The sequence below is a fragment of the Blattabacterium cuenoti genome, assembly GCF_014251795.1.
GTDB classification, from domain to species: domain Bacteria; phylum Bacteroidota; class Bacteroidia; order Flavobacteriales; family Blattabacteriaceae; genus Blattabacterium; species Blattabacterium cuenoti_AB.
In genome coordinates this window covers 89,777-109,812 of sequence record NZ_CP059201.1, presented here as the reverse complement: position 1 = coordinate 109,812, position 20,036 = coordinate 89,777, and the positions used below count along the sequence as shown (strand labels likewise).

The 20,036-nt window shown below is 25.2% G+C and carries 18 protein-coding genes and 1 tRNA gene; 7 read left to right on the top strand and 12 right to left on the bottom strand.

Going from position 1 to position 20,036, the window contains the following annotated elements; translation table 11 throughout:
- Nucleotides 1–20 precede the first annotated feature (20 nt).
- Nucleotides 21–1,565, bottom strand: coding sequence for an Rne/Rng family ribonuclease (locus tag H0H55_RS00485; RefSeq protein ID WP_185861356.1), 1,545 nt, complete (start codon nt 1,563–1,565; stop codon nt 21–23).
- Nucleotides 1,566–1,734: 169 nt separating this feature from the next.
- Nucleotides 1,735–2,028, bottom strand: a complete 294-nt coding sequence (locus H0H55_RS00480) for an HU family DNA-binding protein (protein ID WP_185861355.1) — start codon at nt 2,026–2,028, stop codon at nt 1,735–1,737.
- A gap of 82 nt (nt 2,029–2,110) precedes the next feature.
- Between H0H55_RS00480 and mutY the strand changes: the two genes are divergently transcribed.
- The 6 genes from mutY (at nt 2,111) to H0H55_RS00450 (ending at nt 8,162) form a co-directional block, all read left to right on the top strand.
- The gene (gene mutY / locus H0H55_RS00475) at nt 2,111–3,160 is read left to right on the top strand and encodes an A/G-specific adenine glycosylase (RefSeq protein WP_185861354.1); all 1,050 of its coding nucleotides are present in this window, start codon (nt 2,111–2,113) and stop codon (nt 3,158–3,160) included.
- A 70-nt stretch (nt 3,161–3,230) separates the two neighbouring features.
- Nucleotides 3,231–4,559: a gliding motility-associated protein GldE gene (gldE, locus tag H0H55_RS00470; RefSeq protein WP_185861353.1), complete on the top strand. Its 1,329-nt coding sequence runs from the start codon at nt 3,231–3,233 to the stop codon at nt 4,557–4,559.
- A 177-nt stretch (nt 4,560–4,736) separates the two neighbouring features.
- On the top strand, nt 4,737–5,243 hold the full coding sequence (locus H0H55_RS00465) for a tetratricopeptide repeat protein (RefSeq protein WP_238784170.1): 507 nt from the start codon (nt 4,737–4,739) through the stop codon (nt 5,241–5,243).
- Between the two features lie 12 nt (nt 5,244–5,255).
- A complete protein-coding gene (gene ribH, locus H0H55_RS00460) occupies nt 5,256–5,738 on the top strand; it encodes a 6,7-dimethyl-8-ribityllumazine synthase (RefSeq protein WP_185861550.1) in 483 nt (160 codons plus the stop codon).
- Nucleotides 5,739–7,460: a DNA mismatch repair endonuclease MutL gene (gene mutL / locus H0H55_RS00455; protein WP_185861351.1), complete on the top strand. Its 1,722-nt coding sequence runs from the start codon at nt 5,739–5,741 to the stop codon at nt 7,458–7,460.
- Between the two features lie 3 nt (nt 7,461–7,463).
- Nucleotides 7,464–8,162: a rhomboid family intramembrane serine protease gene (locus H0H55_RS00450; protein ID WP_185861350.1), complete on the top strand. Its 699-nt coding sequence runs from the start codon at nt 7,464–7,466 to the stop codon at nt 8,160–8,162.
- Between the two features lie 2 nt (nt 8,163–8,164).
- Here the strand turns inward: H0H55_RS00450 and lepB are convergent, their stop codons facing one another.
- Complete coding sequence (gene lepB / locus H0H55_RS00445; protein WP_185861349.1) at nt 8,165–9,646, bottom strand: signal peptidase I; 1,482 nt, start codon at nt 9,644–9,646, stop codon at nt 8,165–8,167.
- Nucleotides 9,647–9,656: 10 nt separating this feature from the next.
- Entirely contained in the window at nt 9,657–10,367 is a 711-nt protein-coding gene (gene dapB, locus H0H55_RS00440) for a 4-hydroxy-tetrahydrodipicolinate reductase (protein ID WP_185861348.1), read from the bottom strand.
- A 111-nt stretch (nt 10,368–10,478) separates the two neighbouring features.
- On the opposite strand from dapB, the gene H0H55_RS00435 reads away from it, so the two are divergent.
- Nucleotides 10,479–10,563, top strand: a tRNA-Leu gene (locus H0H55_RS00435).
- 13 nt (nt 10,564–10,576) lie between these two features.
- Here the strand turns inward: H0H55_RS00435 and ilvA are convergent.
- From ilvA to H0H55_RS00395, 8 genes are all read right to left on the bottom strand, one after another.
- Nucleotides 10,577–11,845 (bottom strand): threonine ammonia-lyase, encoded by a 1,269-nt coding sequence (gene ilvA / locus H0H55_RS00430; RefSeq protein WP_185861347.1) that lies wholly within the window; start codon nt 11,843–11,845, stop codon nt 10,577–10,579.
- Between the two features lie 24 nt (nt 11,846–11,869).
- Entirely contained in the window at nt 11,870–12,922 is a 1,053-nt protein-coding gene (gene ilvC, locus H0H55_RS00425; RefSeq protein ID WP_185861346.1) for a ketol-acid reductoisomerase, read from the bottom strand.
- A gap of 14 nt (nt 12,923–12,936) precedes the next feature.
- Nucleotides 12,937–13,245 (bottom strand): ACT domain-containing protein, encoded by a 309-nt coding sequence (locus H0H55_RS00420; RefSeq protein WP_185861345.1) that lies wholly within the window; start codon nt 13,243–13,245, stop codon nt 12,937–12,939.
- An 18-nt stretch (nt 13,246–13,263) separates the two neighbouring features.
- A complete protein-coding gene (gene ilvB, locus H0H55_RS00415) occupies nt 13,264–14,958 on the bottom strand; it encodes a biosynthetic-type acetolactate synthase large subunit (protein WP_185861344.1) in 1,695 nt (564 codons plus the stop codon).
- Nucleotides 14,959–14,961: 3 nt separating this feature from the next.
- Nucleotides 14,962–16,647: a dihydroxy-acid dehydratase gene (gene ilvD, locus H0H55_RS00410; RefSeq protein WP_185861343.1), complete on the bottom strand. Its 1,686-nt coding sequence runs from the start codon at nt 16,645–16,647 to the stop codon at nt 14,962–14,964.
- A 313-nt stretch (nt 16,648–16,960) separates the two neighbouring features.
- Nucleotides 16,961–18,187, bottom strand: coding sequence for a tRNA 2-thiouridine(34) synthase MnmA (gene mnmA / locus H0H55_RS00405; RefSeq protein WP_185861342.1), 1,227 nt, complete (start codon nt 18,185–18,187; stop codon nt 16,961–16,963).
- 67 nt (nt 18,188–18,254) lie between these two features.
- Nucleotides 18,255–19,373, bottom strand: coding sequence for a molecular chaperone DnaJ (gene dnaJ, locus H0H55_RS00400; protein WP_185861341.1), 1,119 nt, complete (start codon nt 19,371–19,373; stop codon nt 18,255–18,257).
- Between the two features lie 11 nt (nt 19,374–19,384).
- Nucleotides 19,385–19,954: a nucleotide exchange factor GrpE gene (locus tag H0H55_RS00395; protein ID WP_185861340.1), complete on the bottom strand. Its 570-nt coding sequence runs from the start codon at nt 19,952–19,954 to the stop codon at nt 19,385–19,387.
- Nucleotides 19,955–20,036 lie beyond the last annotated feature (82 nt).

Sequence of the window (20,036 nt, the reverse complement as noted above, 5' to 3'; positions counted from 1 at the left end):
TTTTTGAAAAGTATAATAAATTAATGAAAATAAAAAGAAGATGATATAATTTCTTTTTTTTTATTAAAAATTTGATATTCTGTGTATTCAAACGAATCTCTTGGAATTATTTTAATCCATTTTTTATATTTTAATAACCATTTTTGTTGAATAGAAGGAAGTCCTTTTTTTAAATAAGCTGCAACAAAAGAATGAATGTGTAATTGTATTCCTTTATGATTTTTAGTAATGGTTTTTAAAACAAATTCTAAATAATGAATATAATCTTCAGGAGAGTTTTTATACTTTTTATTATTAATATTCATTTTTTTTAATTCGGGTCTTACTCGATGACGAGTAAATTGAACTAACCCGAATTTATTAGGAGGTAAAATTTGATGTTTTGCTCTATCATTTTTCATTTTTTCTTTTAAATGTTCATATAGTTGTTTTTTTTGCATTGAATCAGACATATCTATAAAATCTACTACAATTATACCACCCATATCTCTCAATCTAAGTTGTCTTGCTATTTCTGTTGCTGCTGATAAATTAATTTTTAATATATTATCAATTCTTTCTGATTCTGTACAATTCTTCATCATATGATTATTCATTCCACTATTAACATCTATCACATGTAAAGCTTCAGTATGTTCTATAATGAGATAAGCTCCATTATCGAGAGGTACATTTTTTCCTAAAAAAATTTGTATTTTTTTCTCTATCCCATATTTTTTAAATATGGGAACATTTCCTTGATAATATTTAATTATACTAGTTTTTTTTGGAGCAATCAAAGATAAATATGAACGAATTTCTTGACAAATCAAACTGTTATTACAACAAATAGATTTAAAATTATCATTAAATATATCTCTTAATAAACAATAAATTTTACTAACTTCACTCAATACCCGAACAGGAGGTAAAAATTTCATTAAATTGTTTAATGTTTTTTTCCATTTATTAATTAAAAAAATCAATTCTTCATTCAAAATTTCTTCTATTTCATTAGAAGCAGCCGTACGAATAATAATTCCAAATTTATGTGGTATTATTTTTTTAATGTAAGAAATCAATCTATTTTTTTCTTTTATATTTTTTATTTTTTTAGAAATAAAAATTTTTTCTGAAAAAGGTATAAGAATTAAGTTTCTTCCTGGAAGACAAATTTTTGTAGTAAGTTTTGGCCCCTTATTAGAAATAGGCTCCTTAGAAATTTGAACTAATATTTTTTGTCCAATATGCAATATACAATCTATAGAGTTTTTTTTTTCTTGTATGTTTACATTATTATGATTAATAGATTTTTTTTTGATGTGATTTGTAGAAATCATATTGAGCATTTGATCTATTTGAAATCCAATATCATCATAATGTAAAAAAGCTCCCTTTGAATGTCCTATATCTATAATAGCAGCATTTAACCCATATAAAATTTTTTTAACTATTCCTAAATATATGTCTCCTACAGAGAATTTTTTATTAAAAATATCTCGATGAAGCTCCAATAATTTTCCTTCTTCTAATAGAGCTATTTTGATTTCTTGTTCTTCTGCATTTATAATTAACTCTTGATTCATACATAAAAACAAGGAAAAAAGTTTTAAAATTACAAAAAATTAATTTTTATTTCTTTTTATGCCTATTTTTTCTATTTCTTTTTTTCCTTTTATGGGTTGCGATCTTACGTCTTTTTCTTTTTTTTCCGTTTGGCATATTGGCATAATTTAAAATTAGTAATTTATGTATTTACTTTTTAATAGGAACATTTTTTTTCACTAATTCTGTGAAAGATTTTGCCGGTTTAAATGCTGGTATATTATGCGCAGGAATTACAATAGATATATCTTTGGATATATGACGTCCAAGTTTTTTCGCCCTATATTTAATGATAAATGATCCAAATCCTCTTAAATAAACATTTTCTCCCGATGTCAAACTTTGTTTTATTTTTTTCATAAATGTTTCTATCACCTTTTGTGTATCAATTCTCTCAGATCCAGTTTCTGATATGATTTCTGTTATTATATCTGCTTTTGTCATGTTAAATCATTATATCGAATAACAAAATTCGGTTTCCTAAATATACCAATTTTTTATAAAATTGCTCTAAAATTAAATTTATATGGATTTTTCTAAAAAAATAATAAATTGGTACAAAATAAATCATAGAAAACTTCCTTGGAGAGAAACTAAAAATCCATATTATATATTAGTTTCAGAGTTTATGTTGCAACAAACAAGAGTATCAAAAACAATAGAATATTATTTAAACTTTATAAAAAGATTTCCAAGTTTAAAAAAATTAGCTCAAGCAGAAGAAAAAGATGTATTGAAAAAATGGGAAGGATTAGGATATTATTCTAGAGCAAAATATTTACATTCTTTTGCGATCAAATTAAGTAATGATAAAAAATTTTTTCCAAAAAAATATCAAGAATTGATTAAATATAAAGGAATCGGTCCATACACAGGAGCAGCTATCGCATCTATATGTTTTCAAGAAGCTATACCTGCAGTAGATGGAAATACTTGCAGAGTATTTTCTAGATATTTAGGAATTTACAAAAATGTTGCATTGATTTCTACGAAAAATATGTTGCAAGTTATTATTTCAAAAATTATAGATACTGAACAGCCAGGAATTTTTAATCAAGCAATTATGGATTTAGGTTCAATTTTATGTACTCCAAAAAATCCTAAATGTTTTTTATGTCCAGTTAAAAATTCTTGTTTTTCTATTAAAAATAAAACTGTACATAAATTACCTATAAAAAAAATAAAAAAGTTTATAAAACATAGATTTTTTTATTATCTTTTTATATGTGATCAAAACAATAATATTTGTATAAATAAAAGATCAAATAAAGATATATGGAGGGGCCTTTACGATTTTCCTTTAATAGAATCGAAAGTAAATCTTTCCATTCATGAAGTAATTGATAAATTTTGTAAAAAAATTCGGGTTTTTGTTTCTATTTCTAATACTTTTAGTTATAATATTGAACACAAGCTCACCCATCAGATTTTATTAATTCGATTTTTAAATTGTAAAATATTACAAAATAAAAATATATTTTTTGATAATTTTTTTTTTATACCACATAATAAAATAAGTGAATACCCTTTTCCTAGTCCGGTTATTTTATTTTTAAAACATGAAAAAGTAATTTAGTTTTTATTTTCAATGAATTCTAGTATAAATTTTACATTTTTTCTAAAAATTATTATCAAAATTTAATCTCTTGGAAAAAGAATCTTCGACGAATATTTTTTTAGAAAAAACTTTATATTTAGTTTTTTATTTTGCAGTAATAATAATACTGTTATTATTTTCTGCATTAATATCTGGATCAGAGACTGCGTTTTTTTGTATTGAGAAAAAAACTATTGATAGAGAGAGAAGAAAAAACTCTTGTAGAGGAAATATCGTGTTTAAAATTTTACGCGAGAAAAAGAAACTCTTAGCAACAATATTAATATCTAATAATTTCTCTAATATTGGAATTGTCATATTAAGTTCCTACTTAATCACAGAATTTTTACAAGACAAATATTTAATTATATACAAACAATTTTATGTCCCTATTAATTTTATTTTAGAAGTGGGGTTTCTTACTTTTATTTTACTTTTATTTGGAGAAATAATTCCTAAAATATATGCTAGTAAAAATAATTTCCGTTTTGCTATTTTTATGGCAAAACCTTTAATGATTCTTAGTCAAATATTAAATCCAATCAGTAAAATTATAATTTTAATTTCAAAATCTATAGAAGAAAAAGTAAGAAGAAAAAAAAATACTATCTCTGTAGATCAACTTTCCAAAGCTTTAAAAATTACATCATCAAATAAAAAAAATATTAAAGAACGTCAATTTTTACAGAGAATTATTGATTTTGGAAATACAGAAACACATCAGATTATGACTCCAAGAATAGATATGTTTTCTTTAAATAGTAATACAAATTTTTCTGATGTTTTAGAATTAGTTCGTAATCAGGAATATTCTCGTATTCCTATTTATAAAGATAGTATTGATGATATAGAAGGAGTTCTTTTTGCTAAAGATCTACTTCCATTTGTTAATGATGAAAATTTTAAATGGAACAGATTAATTCATAGTCCTTTTTTTGTTCCGAAAAAAAAAAAGATAGACGATCTTCTAAGTGATTTTAAAAAAAGGAAAATACATTTAGCTATTGTAGTAGATGAATATGGAGGAACATGTGGATTAGTTACTCTTGAAGATGTGATAGAGGAAATAGTAGGAGATATTACTGATGAATTTGATGAAGAAGATATGTCTTATTCTAAATTAAATCAAAATAATTATTTATTTGATGGAAAAACATCTTTAATTAATTTTTATCGTATTATGAACATTAAAGAAGAAGTTTTTTTTGAGAATAAAAAAGGAGAGGCAGATACTTTAGGGGGGTTTATCATGGAAATAAACAAAGAATTTCCGAAAAAAAAACAGAAGATTAATTTTTTAAATTATTCTTTTATTATAAGAAGTATTGATCATAAAAGAATTAAAACTATAGAAGTAATAAGGAAAAAAATGAGTTAGATAATGTATATATTAAAATGAAAAAAATTAAATTTATATTTATTTATTACATAACAACATAAGTTTTGTGACATGATAAAAAACATGATTTTTTTTTCTATTATATTATTAATTATAGTAACTGGATCATATTTTTTTTTCAAAAAATTTTTTTTGTATTCATCAGAAAAAAAAGCGATGGAAGAGTTAAATTATGCTCAACAATATTTATCTCAAGGAGAAATAGATAAAGCTTTAAATAGGAAAAAAATTAAAATCAATTATTTAGGATTTTCAGGTATAGCTTCTCAATTTCCTTTGACTAAAGCAGGAAACATTTCAAAATTTTATGCAGGAATTTGCTATTACAAATTAGCTAATTACAAAGAATCCATAAAAATGATGAAAAGTTTTTCCGCAAAAGATGAAATTTTATCCTCTATGAAATACGGTATTATAGGAGATGCTTTTATTCAAATAAAAAATAAGAATGAAGCTTTAAAAAATTATATTATAGCAGCAAATGTAAGAGATAATAAAATTACGACTCCTCTTTATTATTACAAAGCAGCATTATTAAATTTTTCTATGAAAAAATATAAAAGTTCTAAATTTTTTCTTCAAAAAATAGAAAAAAAATATCCTCATTTTTTCTATAAAAAAAATGTTGAAAAATATCTTATGTTTATTGACAATAAGTTATAAATCATTATGTCTATGAAAACAGCTCCTTTTTATTCATTAGATAAAAAAAAAATAAAAAATGCAAACTTAAAATTTGCTATCGTTGTATCCTTATGGAATAGAGAAATCACGAGCAGATTATATAAAGGAGCTTATAATACTTTAATTCAATCAGGAGTATTAAAGGAAAAAATTCAAACTTGGGAAGTTCCTGGAAGTTATGAATTAATTTATTCTTCTAAAAAAATAGCTCATTCTTACAATTTTGATTCAATCATTGCAATAGGATCTTTAATAAAAGGAGAAACTCCTCATTTTGAATATCTATGTCAAGCTATTTCGCATGGAATTAAGGATATTAATATCATATATGATGTTCCTGTTATATTTTGTATTCTTTCTGATATAAATGAACAACAATCTTTTGATCGATCAGGTGGAAAAAATGGAAATAAAGGAATAGAATGTGCTAAAACAGCTATATATATGTCTTTATTTAAAAGATCTATAAAATAAATGAAAAATATTATTCAATTTTTACCTGAAAAAGTAATTCAACAAATAGCGGCTGGAGAGGTCATACAACGTCCTTCTTCTGTTTTAAAAGAACTTTTAGAAAATGCAATAGATGCAAATGCTAAAATAATTGATGTATTTATTAAAGATTCAGGAAAAACATTGATTCAATTGGTAGATGATGGAATAGGGATGAGTATTGATGATGCTAAAATGAGTATTCAAAAACATGCAACTTCTAAAATTAAAAAAACTGATGATATTTTCAAAATTAAAACAAAAGGTTTTAGAGGAGAAGCTTTAGCTGCTATAGCACTTGTTTCTCAATTAGAAATTCAAACTAAAAATAGAGAAGATTTGCTAGGAATTCATCTTTTTATAGAAGAAGGAAAAATAAAAAAACAAATTCCTACAAATATACTGAGAGGGACAAGAGTTTCAGTAAAAAATATTTTTTATAAAATTCCTGCTAGAAGACAATTTTTGAAATCTTCCAGAATAGAATTTCAACATATTATTTATGAATTCTATAAAATTGTTTTAGCTCACAGAGATATTACATATCGTTTTTATCACAATGATAAAATTATTTTTTATTTTAAAAAATCTTCTTTGATAGGAAGAATTAAAGAACTCTTTCAAACTAAAAATTTAGTTCCTATTTTTATAAATAAAAATAAAATTATAATAGAAGGATATGTTAGTGTTCCAGATATTTCTATAAAAAAAGGAGATCAATTTTTATTAGTCAATCAACGTTGTGTTACTCATTTATTTTTACATAAAAAAATAGTTCATGCTTATGATGGTTTTTTGAAAGATTTCAAAACAGCTTCTTATTTTATTTTTATTTTTATAAATACTCGTTTAGTAAATTGGAATATTCATCCAACAAAAAAAGAAGTAAAATTAGAAGAAGAAGAAAATATTGGAGAAATGATTCAACAAGAAATTAAAAATATTCTATTTTTTCAGTATAAAGTAAAAAAAAAAGAGTTAAAAAATTCTAATATTTTTTTATCTTGTCAATCACTCGAAAAAAACTATTTATTTGATAATTTTTTTTATAAACTTTCTGATAAAGAAAAAATTATTCAATTAGAAAACTTGTTTTATCAACTCAAGAAGTCTGATTTTGATTCATCTAATAATAATTTAAAAAATCAGTTATCTCATTACGTTAATCATAAAAAAAAAATAAAAACTTTACAGATTAATAAAAAATATATAGTTTTCGTATTCAATAATGAGTATATGATATTAGTAGATCAACACAGAGCACATCAAAATATATTATTTGAATTCTTTTTAAGAAAAAAATTTATTATCAGCCAACAATTTATTTTTCCTATACAAATAAAACTTTTGAAAATGGAATTTTTTTCTTTAAATAATATCAAAAATGATTTGATAAATTTTGGATTTCATTTATATATTTGTAATCAATCAGCTTATTTATATTCTTTACCTGAAAATATACAAAAAAATATGTTAGTTGAAATTATTAAAAATATTATAAAACATAATTTTATTAAAGGGGAAAAAAATAATAAAGAAAAACTAATTCAAATTATATCTCAATCTGCATCTATAAAATACGGAACACAGTTACATACTGAAAAAATGGAACGTATCATTAAAGATTTGTTTTCTTGTCGAAATCCAAATTCAACATATTCAGGTGATCCTATATTCTTTATATTAAATAAAAATCTTTTTTAAGAAGTGAATTTTTATACCAATTTTAATTCAGATGCTGTCAAACATTTAATTAGTATTAATATACTTGCGTATACAGCTGTTTTTGTTTTTTCACAATATAAAATAGAGAGTATTTTTTCTTTATATCATCCTTTAGATGAACGATTTGAGTTATATCAAATTTTGACTCATATGTTTATTCACTCTAAACGTCTTTTTTTGCACATAATTTTTAATATGTTAGCTTTATTTATGTTTGGTGGACAAATAGAAACTCTATTAGGAGTTAAAAAATTTATAATTTTATATTTTTTATCAGGTATTTTAGCTGCATTATTTCAAATTATTTTTAATACTGGTGTATTATATTATTTTGTTCAAACTTTAGACTTTTCACAAGCTAAAAAAACATTAGATTATTTAAATGAAGAACAAAAAATCAATCTTTATGCTTCTATGTATTCTCCTATGATGGGGGCTTCTGGAGCAGTAAGTGGAATAGTAGGTGCTTTTGCTAAATTTTTTCCTGAACATAAGATTTTTATCTTACCTTTTCCTTTTCCAATTGCGGTAAGAAAAGCTCTTATAATTTTTATTTTCGGAAGTTTTATATCTGCTGTTTTTAGTTTAGCTCCTGGAGTTGCTCATTTTGCTCATATTGGTGGAATTCTATCCGGTTATTTTATAGGAAGTTTTTTAATAAAAAATGAACATTATTATTGATTTTATGATTTTTCTTTTTTAAATAAAAAAGACATTAAATATGCAAATGAAAATAAAAAAAGTAAAGATAAATAAGAATGTTTATCATTTATTGTTCTCATAATACGGTTCCAACGAAATTTCCAATTAAATATATTTAAAGGATTTTTTCGATCCCAATCAATACTCATCCATATAAATATAGGTTTTCCTACTATATGATCTTCTGGTACAAAACCCCAATAACGAGAATCAGATGAATTATGTCTATTATCACCCATCATGAAATAATAATTATTTTTTACTCTATAATATTGTTTTGAAAACATATCGAATTGATCAACTTTTTCATAAGTAAAAATTTCATTATAAATATGAATGTTTTTTGAGTTTAATTTTATTAATTCTCCTTTTTTAGGAACGTGTAATGGTCCAAAAAAATCTCTATTCCAACCAGATTGATTTGGAAATATAGAATTTTCTTTAAAATGAATAGGAAGAATATATTTTTTTATAAAAACTATATTGTCAAATAAATTTTGTATTTGAGTGACTTTTTTATCGTTTAACATAATTTGATAAAAATATTCATCATTTTTTTCTTCGATACATTGAATATCTTCAATATCCATTTTATTATTAAGATATTCTATATTTAAAGGAATATTTACTGTTTTAACAAAATAAGCTTGTTGTTTTTCAAAAAAAGATTTTTCTTTTTTATGATTAACAAATAAAATACCTTCTTTAATAGAAATTAAATCTCCTGGTAAACCTACACAACGTTTGACATAATGATCTTTTCGATCTATTATTTTATGATTATAATCTTTAGGAAAATTAAAAACAACTATATCATTTCTTTTAATAGATTGTATGGCAGGAAAACGAAAGTAAGGAAATTGAAAAATAGAAACATAAGATTTTATATTTCCAATGATATTATTATGTGTAAAAGGTATAGAAATAGGAGATATAGGCATTCGTAATCCATAATGAATTTTACTGACTAGAATAAAATCTCCCACCAACAAAGTTCTTTCCATAGAAGAAGTCGGAATGACAAAAGGTTGAACTATATAAGTATGAATAATAAAAGAAAAAATAATAGCTAATAATATTCCCATATTATTTTCTTTTTTTTGAAAATTTTGATTTTCAATTTTTAGTGTATGAATATTTTTAAAATAATTTATATAAAAAATATATAGACCTGCAGATAATAAGAATAAAATGATATTTTTATTTGTTTTTTTATAAAAAGTGAAAATCAAATCCATCCATAAAATAAGAAATAACATTATGCTAGTTAATGGAATGAATAATAAAAAAATCCAAAAAATAGATCTTTTATAAATTTTTAAAAGAATAAAAATGTTGTATATAGGAATAAAAATTTTCCAACATTTTAACCCTAATTTTTTATAAAAACTCCATGTTCCTAAAATATGAATCAAATGTTCAAAAAATAAAAAAATTACACTTAAAATAAAATATTGGAACATACAAAGATATTTATATTCCTAAAACTTCTTTCATAGAAAAAATACCTTTTTTATTTTGAATCCATTCTGCAGCAATAACAGCACCTAAAGCAAATCCTTCTCTGTTATGAGCTTTATGTTTGATTTTGATCTCCTCTATTTTAGATTCATATTTTACAATATGTATTCCTGGTATATTATTGAATCTTTTTGATAAAATCAAAATTTGATTTTTTGTTTTTTTTTCATACAAACTCCATGTCTTTTTCATTTTATTATTAACTATATCTTTTGCTAAAGATATAGCTGTCCCACTAGGGATATCTATTTTTTCTTTGTGATGAATTTCTTCTATTGTTACTTCATAATCTCTAGAATATAAATGTAATAATTTTGATAATTTTTTATTAATTTCAAAGAAGATGTTCATTCCTATACTAAAATTTGAAGCATATAAAAAGGATCCATTTTTTTCCTTACATATTTCTTTAATAATTTCAAATTTTTTTAACCATCCTGTCGTTCCACTTACTATAGGAATATTATTTTCGATGCAAATTTTTATATTATTGAAAGCAGAATGAGGTTGACTAAATTCTATTGCTACATCTGAATTTGAATTTTTCAATAAGTTTATAGAAGGAGTTTCATCATGACATAATGAAATTTTATGATTTCTAATTTGAGCTATTTTTTCTACAGATTTTCCCATTTTTCCATATCCTATTATTGCTATATTCATATGATTTAATTTGAATAGAATTCATCCGAAGGGAAATTATATTTTTTTTGATGAAATATCAAATAAATTTTATATTTGAACTAATAAGCGACATAAATATTTTGATATGACGCCCACGTGGTGGAAATGGTAGACACGCCACTTTGAGGGGGTGGTATCCGATTCGGATGTGCTGGTTCAAATCCAGTCGTGGGTACAAAGTTTTTTTTTTATATAAGGATGCGAAATAAATCTGGATTTTTATTTAAATATTGAAAATGAACTTTATATTTTTTCATTCTTCCTATTAATCCAGAAAATTCATTTTTTTCTGACAATTCTATTCCAATCACGGCTGGTCCTTCTTCTTTTGAATTTTTTTTAGAATATTCAAAATAAGCAATATCATCTTTTGGACCTAAAATATTGTTCACAAATTCTTTTAAGGCCCCAGCTCTTTGTGGAAATTTGACAATAAAATAATGTTTTTTTTCTTCATATAAAAGAGATCTTTCTCTAATTTCTTCTGTTCTAGTGATATCATTATTTCCTCCACTTAAAATACATACAATAGTTTTTCCTTTTATTTCATTAGAATAAAAATCTAAAGCAGCTATTGAAAGAGCTCCAGCAGGTTCAGCGACAATAGCTTCTAAATTATATAAATCTAAAATTGTTGTACAAACTTTTCCTTCCGGAACTGTTATGATATCAAATAATATTTGATTGCATATGTTAAAATTTAATTTTCCCACTTTCTTTACTGAAGCTCCATCAATAAATCTATCTATTGTTTTTAATTCAACAATTTTTCCTTTTTTTAAAGAATAACTCATAGATGGAGCTCCTTTAGGTTCTACTCCTATAATTTTAGTTTTAGGACTTATTTCTTTAAAATAACTACCTACACCAGATACTAATCCACCTCCACCAATAGGAATAAAAACATAATCTATCCTATCTGAAATATTTTGTTTTAAAATTTCTAAACCTACAGTTGCTTGTCCTTCAATAATTTTAATATCATCGAAAGGATGAATAAAAATTTTTTCATTTTTTTTACAATCTTTCATTGCTTCACTACTAACTGCATCAAAAGTATCTCCAATAAGAATAATTTCTATATACTTTTTTCCAAACATTTTTACTCTTTCTACTTTTTGTTTAGGAGTAGTACTAGGCATATAAATTTTTCCCGATATTTTTAATATATTGCAAGAATATGCCACACCTTGAGCATGATTTCCAGCGCTAGCACAAACAATTCCTTTTTTCAGTTCTGAATAAGATAAACTTTTTATTTTATTATAAGCTCCTCTAATTTTATATGAACGTATGATTTGTAAGTCTTCTCTTTTTAGTAAAATATTAGCTTGATATTTTTCTGATAAAAGATAATTTTTTTGTAACGGAGTTTCATAAATGATATCTTTTAAAAGATTCTTAGCTTGAATTATTTCTTTATGAGAAGGAAAATATCCTTTAAATTTATTTTTCAATCTTTTAAAAATGAGTAAATTTATTTAATTCTGATCCTTTTTTTCCGGTCTAAGATTGCGAATCATAGATCCAACTTCCCATAATTCACTTTTTCTAAGATCTTGTAATTCTTTTTGCAATTTTTCTCTATAATTTATATGACTATTAGCTTGAATAATTCTTTTTGCTTCATGACCAGATAATACTTCATGATATAATTCTTGAAATACTGGAAAAGTAGCATCTCTAAATTTTTTCCACCAGTCTAAAGCTCCTCTTTGCGCAGTAGTAGAACAATTAGCGTACATCCAATCCATTCCTTTTTCTGATACTAATGGCATCAAACTTTGAGTTAATTCTTCTACAGTTTCGTTGAAAGATTCTGAAGGAGAATGTCCTTTTTCTCTTAATGTTTGATATTGTGCAGCAAAAATTCCTTGTATAGCTCCCATCAAAGTCCCTCTTTCTCCTACTAAATCGGAATATACCTCATTTTTAAAATTTGTTTTAAATAAATATCCAGATCCTATTCCTATTCCAATAGATAAAGTTTTTTCTAAACTATTCCCACTATAATCCTGATAAATAGCATAACTAGAATTAATTCCTTTTCCTTTTTTAAAAAGTCTTCTTAAACTAGTTCCTGATCCTTTAGGCGCTACTAAAAAAATATCTATATTTTTAGAAGGATATATTTTTGTTTGATTACAAAAAGTTAATCCAAATCCATGTGAAAAATATAAAGATTTTCCTTCAGTTAAATATTTACTAAGAGTAGGCCAAAAAGAGATTTGACCTGCATCTGATAATAAATACATAAGTATCGTACCTCTTTCAGCAGCTTCTTCTAAAGAAAAAAGATTTTCTCCTTCTATCCATTCATCTTGTAACGCTTTTTTCCAAGAATTAGAACATTTTCTTTGTCCTACTATTACTTGAAATCCATTATCCCTTAAATTTAGAGACTGTCCAGGACCTTGAACTCCATAACCTAAAACAGAAATAGTTTCTTTTTTCAAAATTTCTCTAGCTTTCCATAATGGAAATTCATCTCTTGTAATGATAGTTTCTTCTATAGATCCAAATTTAATTTTCATGATTTTTATTTTATTTAATATGTTGCTAGTGGTAAATCAATTTTTTTACATGAATTTTTTCTAGAATTTAGTTTCTCTAATTTAGAATAGTAAACATGAATAATTCCAATTAATTTTTCAATTAATTTTTTTATTTTAAACAATTGTTCTTCCTTACATTCTAAATCAATAATATATTGGATATTACTAATTGTTCCATTTTCATTATTCGATACATTAATGTGATTGGTTTTCAAATTTCTTCTATTTAATATAATAAGAATTCTGCTTAATAATCTTATTTCTTTTTCTCCTAAAATTATTATTCTGAATTTATGCTTCATAATGCTATATATTTAAAATTATGTTAAACGAATTTCATCTACAGATGCTCCTGCAGGAATCATAGGAAAAACATTATCTTCTTTTTTAATTACAATTTCTAGTAAGAAAGCTGTTTCATGATTTAATGCTTTCTTTATTGATTCTCCTAATTCCTCTCTTTCTTTCACCTTTTTTGCTTTTATATCATAAGCATTAGCTAATTTGATAAAATCTGGATTCACTAATTCTGTACACGAATAACGTTTATTGAAAAAAAGTTGTTGCCACTGACGTACCATTCCCAAGAAATTATTATTTAATAGTATAATTTTAACGGGAATACTATTTTGCAAAATAGTTCCCATTTCTTGTATTGTCATTTGGATTCCTCCATCTCCTACAACACAGATTACTTGTCTATTTTTGGATCCTAATTGAGCACCTATTGAAGCTGGTAAAGCAAAACCCATAGTTCCTAATCCTCCAGAAGTAATTTGACTTTTTTTGCAGGTAAAATTAAAATATCTTGAAGCTATCATTTGATGTTGTCCTACATCAGTTACAAGGATTGCGTTTTTTTGTTTATATTGGTTAATCCATTTAATTACTTCCCCCATCGTAATTTCTCCTTGTTTTGGATTGATATCTCTTTGTATAACTACGTTTTTTTCTTTTTCTTTAAGATGAAAAAATTGATCAATCCATTCTTTATGAATAGATTGATTAACGTAAGAAACCAGTTTTTTTAAAGAAATTTTACAATCTCCTAAAATTGGAATATGACATAAAATGTTTTTGTTTATTTCCGAAGAATCTATTTCTAAATGAATAATTTTAGCTCGTCTAGCATATTTTTTAACATCTCCAGTTACACGATCATCAAATCGCATTCCTACTGCAATGATTATATCACATTGATTAGTTAAAATATTTGGAGCATAATTTCCATGCATGCCTAACATGCCAACATACAAACGATGATCACTATCCAATGCTCCTAATCCTAACAGAGTACTCGCTACTGGAATTCCAGTTTTTTCAACAAATTCTTTAAATTCTTCTTCTGCTTCAGCTAAAATGACTCCTTGACCTACAAGAATTAAGGGTTTTTCCGCTAAGTTGATTAGATTTGCAGCTTCTATTATTTTTTTATCTTCTATACAAGGATATGGATGAAAATTTTTAATATGTTTACAACGTGTATAGTGGAATACAGCTTTTTGAAGCTGAGCATCTTTAGTAATATCTATTAAAACAGGTCCTGGTCTTCCTTTTTTAGCAATAAAAAAACCTTTTTTGATTGATTCACAAATATCTTCAGTTTTTAAAACTTGAATATTCCATTTGGTTACAGGGATAGAAATATCCATAATATTTGTTTCTTGAAAAGCATCAGTTCCTAATAAATGAGAAGAAACTTGTCCAGTAATACAAACAATAGGAGTACTATCTATCAAAGCATCGGCTAATCCAGTAATTAAATTGGTAGCTCCTGGGCCTGAAGTTGTAAAACACACACCAATTTGACCAGTAGCTCTAGCATATCCTTGTGCAGCATGAATTGAACCTTGTTCATGACGCATAAGAATATGCGAAATAGAACTTAAATAATCATGCAAAGAATCGTATATGGGCATAATAGCACCACCTGGATATCCAAAGATGTATTTTACCTTTTCATATAATAGGGTTTTTATTACGATTTCTGAACCATAGAAGAACTTTCTTTCCATATCCTAAAATTGATCTGTAACGCATCCTTCAGAAGCTTGGGATACCATTTTTGTATATTTATATAGATATCCTTTTTGTATTTTTAACAAAGGTGGACTCCATAATTTTCTCCTTTTTTGTATTTCTTCATATTCTACTTCAAGAGTAATAGTGTCATTTTCCGTATCTATTTTAATAAAATCATCATTTTGTACTAAAGCAATTAATCCTCCAGATTGTGCTTCTGGAGAAATATGTCCTACAACAAAACCATGTGATCCACCTGAGAATCTTCCATCTGTAATGAGTGCTACTTTTTTCCCTAAACCAGATCCCATAATATAAGATGTTGGTTTTAACATTTCTGGCATTCCTGGGCCACCCATAGGACCTACATATCGAATTACAATAACGATTCCAGGTAAAATTTTATTATTCAAAATAGCTTGATTTGCTTCTTTTTCAGAATTAAAAACATTAGCCTTTCCACGGAAAATTGTTCCTTCTTTTCCAGTTATTTTGGCAACAGCCCCTTCTGGAGATAAATTTCCATATAAAATTCTGATATGTCCATTTTTTTTGATTGGACGGGCTAAGGAATGAACTATTTTTTGATTAAAAGTTATATTGGGAATATTTTTCATATTTTCACATAATGTTTTTCCAGTAACGGTTAAACAATCTCCTGATAATATTCCTTCATTTAATAAATATTTTATAATAACAGGCATTCCTCCTATATACATATGTATATCTTCCATCAAAAAAATTCCACTAGGTTTTAGATTTCCAATGAGAGGGACTTGATTACTAATTTTATGAAAATCTTTTAAAGAAAAATCAATATTTGCTGATTTAGCAATGGCTAAAAAATGTAAAACTAAATTAGTAGACCCACCTAAACACATAGCTAATTTGACTCCATTTTCTATAGAAGTTTTTGTTACTATATCTTTAGGTTTGATTCCTTTTTCTAAAATATTTTTCATATATACAGAAATTTCTTCACATTCTTTTTTCTTGTTTTCACTAGTTGAAGGAGAAGATGAAGAATAAGGAAGCATCATCCCCATAGCTTCTAAAGCAGAAGCCATAGTATTTGCCGTATACATTCCTCCACAAGCTCCTGGACCAGGACAAGAATTCTTTACAATATTTCTATATTCATCTTCACTAATTTGATTCGTATTTTTTTTTCCTAAAGCTTCAAAAGAAGAAATAACATCTAATTTTTTTCCATTATAATAACCAGAAGAAATACTTCCTCCGTATACAATTATAGATGGTCTATTCAATCTTAACAAAGCTATCATAACTCCTGGTATATTTTTATCACATCCAGGTATAGCTATCACTCCATCATAATGATGAGAATTGACTACAGTTTCTATACTATCTGCTATTAATTCTCTAGAAGGTAATGAATACCTCATTCCTGATGTTCCCATAGTAATTCCATCACTTACTCCAATAGTAGTAAATTGAAATCCTACTAAATTTTTTTTTATAACCGATGATTTGATTCTTTTAGCTAATTTGTCTAAATGCATATTACAAGGATTCCCTTCGTACCAATTACTAACTATTCCTATTTGAGCTTTGCAAAAATCTGATTCTTTCATTCCTGCAGCATACAACATAGCATGTGCCGCTGGCAAATTAGGTTCTTTCGTGATTTTCTTACTAAAATCGTTAATTCTTTTTTTCATGAAAAATTTTAATAAATCAAAAAGCCCTACTTATCTATCAAGTAGGGATAAAAAAAATAACACCGAACTCGAATAGTTTTATGAAAAAAACTATACAAATTATGAATTATATAATGTGCAAAAATATGAAAAATATAGATTATATAAAAGCGTTTTTTATGGATTTATTTTTATAATATTATTATTATTTTGATGTATTAGTGAATATATTGTAAAGTTAATAATTAGAAATTACTTGAACAATACATTTTTAATTTTATATTAAAAAATCACGCTTTTTTTTGATAAAAAATTAAAAAATAAAAATTTATATTTATAAAATATATTCAATTTTTGAAAAAAATATAAAATATAAAATAATAGAAATTACTCCTGATCCTATCAATTCCTTTCCAATATACCAAGCGACAAATTGTCCTTCTGTTATAGCACATTGCATGGTTTCAAACTCAATAAACATTCCTTTTCTTATTTTATATAATTTTGATTTTTGTAATGGTTGTCTATAACGAATTCTACAAAATACATTCATTTTATCACCTTCCAAAAGAGTAAGATCTTTCCGTATCCAATGAATATTTTCTTCATGAATAAACAAAGATTTCCTATATAATCCTGGATGTTTTTTCCCCATACCTGTATAAACAATATTTTCTTTTACATCAGTATCTATAACAAAAAGAGCTTCCTGATAACCACCTAATGCTATCCCTTTACGTTGTCCCTTAGTAAAAGAATGAGCCCCTTGATGGTATCCAATTACTTTCCCATCTGATTTTCTATATTTTTTTTTTTTAGACAAAAAAAACAATTCTTCTTCTTTAGAAAGAAAATGTTTTTTTTCTTGATATATTGAGGAGTTAGAATTTATGAAAATTATTTTTCCTTTTTTTGGAATGATTTTTTTTTTAAGAAAATTGGGTAAATTAATTTTACCTACAAAACATAAACCTTGAGATTCTTTTTTATGAGCATTACGTAATCGATATATATCTGCTATTTTTCTAACTTGATTTTTAGTTAATAATCCTAATGGAAATAGTGATTTTTTCAATTGATATTGTGTTAATTGACATAAAAAATATGATTGATCTTTATTCAGATCTTTTCCAATTAAAAGACGATAAATTATTTTTCTATTTTTTACAATTTTTTCTTTATTCGCATAATGTCCTGTAGCAATGAAATCTGCTCCTAAATTAAGGGCTTTTTTCAAAAAAATTTTGAATTTTATTTCTTTATTACACAAGATATCTGGATTAGGAGTTTTTCCTAATCTATACTCGTTAAACATGTAATTAATGACATGTTTTTTATATTCATTTTTCATATCAACTACTTGAAAAGGTATATTTAATTGTTTAGCAACTAACATAGCATCAATGCTATCTTCTTTCCAAGTACATTTGTTAATATCTTCCTCTTCCCATTCCCAATTATGCATAAATAAGCCAATAACTTGATAACCTTTTTTTTTAAGAATTAATGCAGCAACACTTGAATCAACTCCGCCTGAAAGTCCAACTACTACTTTTTGCATAATGATAAAATTTATTATGTTATAGTTATGTGAATTGAAACAAAATTATTATAATCACGTTTAATATTTATGAGAACATTTCTCTGACTTTATCAAAAAAAGATTTTTCTGAATTTCCTGGATGAGGAATAAAATTTTCATTTTTTCTCATTTTTTCAAAAAATTTTCTTTGTTCTTCATTAATTTTTTTTGGAGTCCAAACATTCACATGAATTAAAAGACTTCCATATCCATATCCTTCAATATTAGGCAATCCTTTGTTTTTTAATCTAAGAGTTTTTCCTGACTGTGTTCCTGGATCTATTTTTATTCTCGCTTTCCCATTAATAGTGGGAACTTCTTTTATAGCGCCCAATATTGCATCTGAAAATGATATGTATAAATCATAATGAAGATTACTTCCTTCTCTTTTTAATTTTGCATGAGGGATTTCCTCAATTAACACAATCAAATCACCAGAAATTCCTCCAAATGGAGCTTCATTTCCTTTTTCAGAAACTTTCAATTGAATCCCTTCTGTTAATCCTTCGGGAATCTTTATAGTTACTAACTCCTCCTCTTTAATTAATCCATGTTTATTAGCTCCATAAGGAATATTTTCAATCACTTTTCCAGTTCCATAACATATTCCACATTGTGAAGTTGTTTGCATTCTCCCTAAAATAGTATTAGTGACTCGTGTTATCTGACCAGTCCCATTACAAGATGTACAATTTTTAAATTTTATGCCTTTAGCTGCTTTAAGTCTTTTAACTTTTACTTTTTTTTCAACTCCGTGAGCTATTTCTTCTAATGAAAGTTTGACTCTAATTCTTAAATCACTTCCTTTAATAGTTTTGTTTCTAGTTGATCTTCCAAATCCGAAATTGGAAAAACTTTCTCCAAATGCATCAGCGAAAATATCCCCAAAATTCGCAAAAATATCCTCCATGTTCATACCTGAACCTGATGCGCTTCCTTTTATTCCAGAATGTCCAAATTTATCATAACGTTGTCTTTTTTCTGTATTACTTAATACTTCATAAGCTTCAGCCGCTTCTTTGAATTTTTCTTCTGCTTTTTTTTTGTTATCTAAATTCTTATCTGGATGATATTTTATTGCTAGTTTTCGATAAGCCTTTTTAATTTCTTCTGGAGAAGCATTTTTAGAAACTCCTAATACTTCGTAATAATCTTTTTTCATCATGAAGATAAAAATTATTTTCCGGTAATAACTTTAGCATGTCGTATCACTTTTTCTTTTAAAATATATCCAGCTTCTATGATTTCTATAATTTTTCCTTTTAAATTTTCAGTTACAGCTGGTATTTGCGTTACAGCATCATGAAAATCCGTGTTAAAATCATCACCTTTTTTTATTTTGATTTTATTTAATCCTTTTTCTTTTAAAATTTTAATAAGTTTTTCCTGTATAAAAAAAATTCCTTTTACAAGATATTCATCTTTATCTTTATATTTTCTTAATTCTTTAATACATCGTTCAAAATCATCTAAAATCGGAATTAAATCTATAAGAATTTGCTCATGAACATTTCTAAAAATATCAAATCTTTCTTTTTGTATGCGTTTTTTAGAATTTTCAAATTCAGCAAAAAGACGTAAAAATTTATCTTTTTCTTTTTCTAACTCTTCTTTAAGAAATTGGATTTCTTTTTTTAATGAATCATCCACTTTTGTTTTTTCTTGACAAGAGGAAGACTCTACTTCCTCACATGAGGATGAGGATGAGGAGGACTGTTTGTCAGTGTTTATTTGATTGATATCCATAATATAAAAATATTTTCAACATAATTATATGGACTTTTTTTTGCAAAAGATTTGCCATAAATTATAATTATGTCATAATGAC

Coding starts and splice junctions, on each gene's coding strand:
- ilvD (WP_185861343.1), bottom strand. CDS start 16,647: ATGAAAAAAAGAATTAACGATTTTAGTAAGAAAATCACGAAAGAACCT.
- ilvB (WP_185861344.1), bottom strand. CDS start 14,958: ATGGAAAGAAAGTTCTTCTATGGTTCAGAAATCGTAATAAAAACCCTA.
- H0H55_RS00420 (WP_185861345.1), bottom strand. CDS start 13,245: ATGAAGCATAAATTCAGAATAATAATTTTAGGAGAAAAAGAAATAAGA.
- dnaJ (WP_185861341.1), bottom strand. CDS start 19,373: ATGATGAAAAAAGATTATTACGAAGTATTAGGAGTTTCTAAAAATGCT.
- lepB (WP_185861349.1), bottom strand. CDS start 9,646: ATGTTCCAATATTTTATTTTAAGTGTAATTTTTTTATTTTTTGAACAT.
- mnmA (WP_185861342.1), bottom strand. CDS start 18,187: ATGCAAAAAGTAGTAGTTGGACTTTCAGGCGGAGTTGATTCAAGTGTT.
- H0H55_RS00485 (WP_185861356.1), bottom strand. CDS start 1,565: ATGAATCAAGAGTTAATTATAAATGCAGAAGAACAAGAAATCAAAATA.
- mutY (WP_185861354.1), top strand. CDS start 2,111: ATGGATTTTTCTAAAAAAATAATAAATTGGTACAAAATAAATCATAGA.
- dapB (WP_185861348.1), bottom strand. CDS start 10,367: ATGAATATAGCAATAATAGGATATGGAAAAATGGGAAAATCTGTAGAA.
- H0H55_RS00395 (WP_185861340.1), bottom strand. CDS start 19,954: ATGGATATCAATCAAATAAACACTGACAAACAGTCCTCCTCATCCTCA.
- ilvC (WP_185861346.1), bottom strand. CDS start 12,922: ATGAAAATTAAATTTGGATCTATAGAAGAAACTATCATTACAAGAGAT.
- ribH (WP_185861550.1), top strand. CDS start 5,256: ATGAAAACAGCTCCTTTTTATTCATTAGATAAAAAAAAAATAAAAAAT.
- mutL (WP_185861351.1), top strand. CDS start 5,739: ATGAAAAATATTATTCAATTTTTACCTGAAAAAGTAATTCAACAAATA.
- H0H55_RS00465 (WP_238784170.1), top strand. CDS start 4,737: ATGGAAGAGTTAAATTATGCTCAACAATATTTATCTCAAGGAGAAATA.
- H0H55_RS00480 (WP_185861355.1), bottom strand. CDS start 2,028: ATGACAAAAGCAGATATAATAACAGAAATCATATCAGAAACTGGATCT.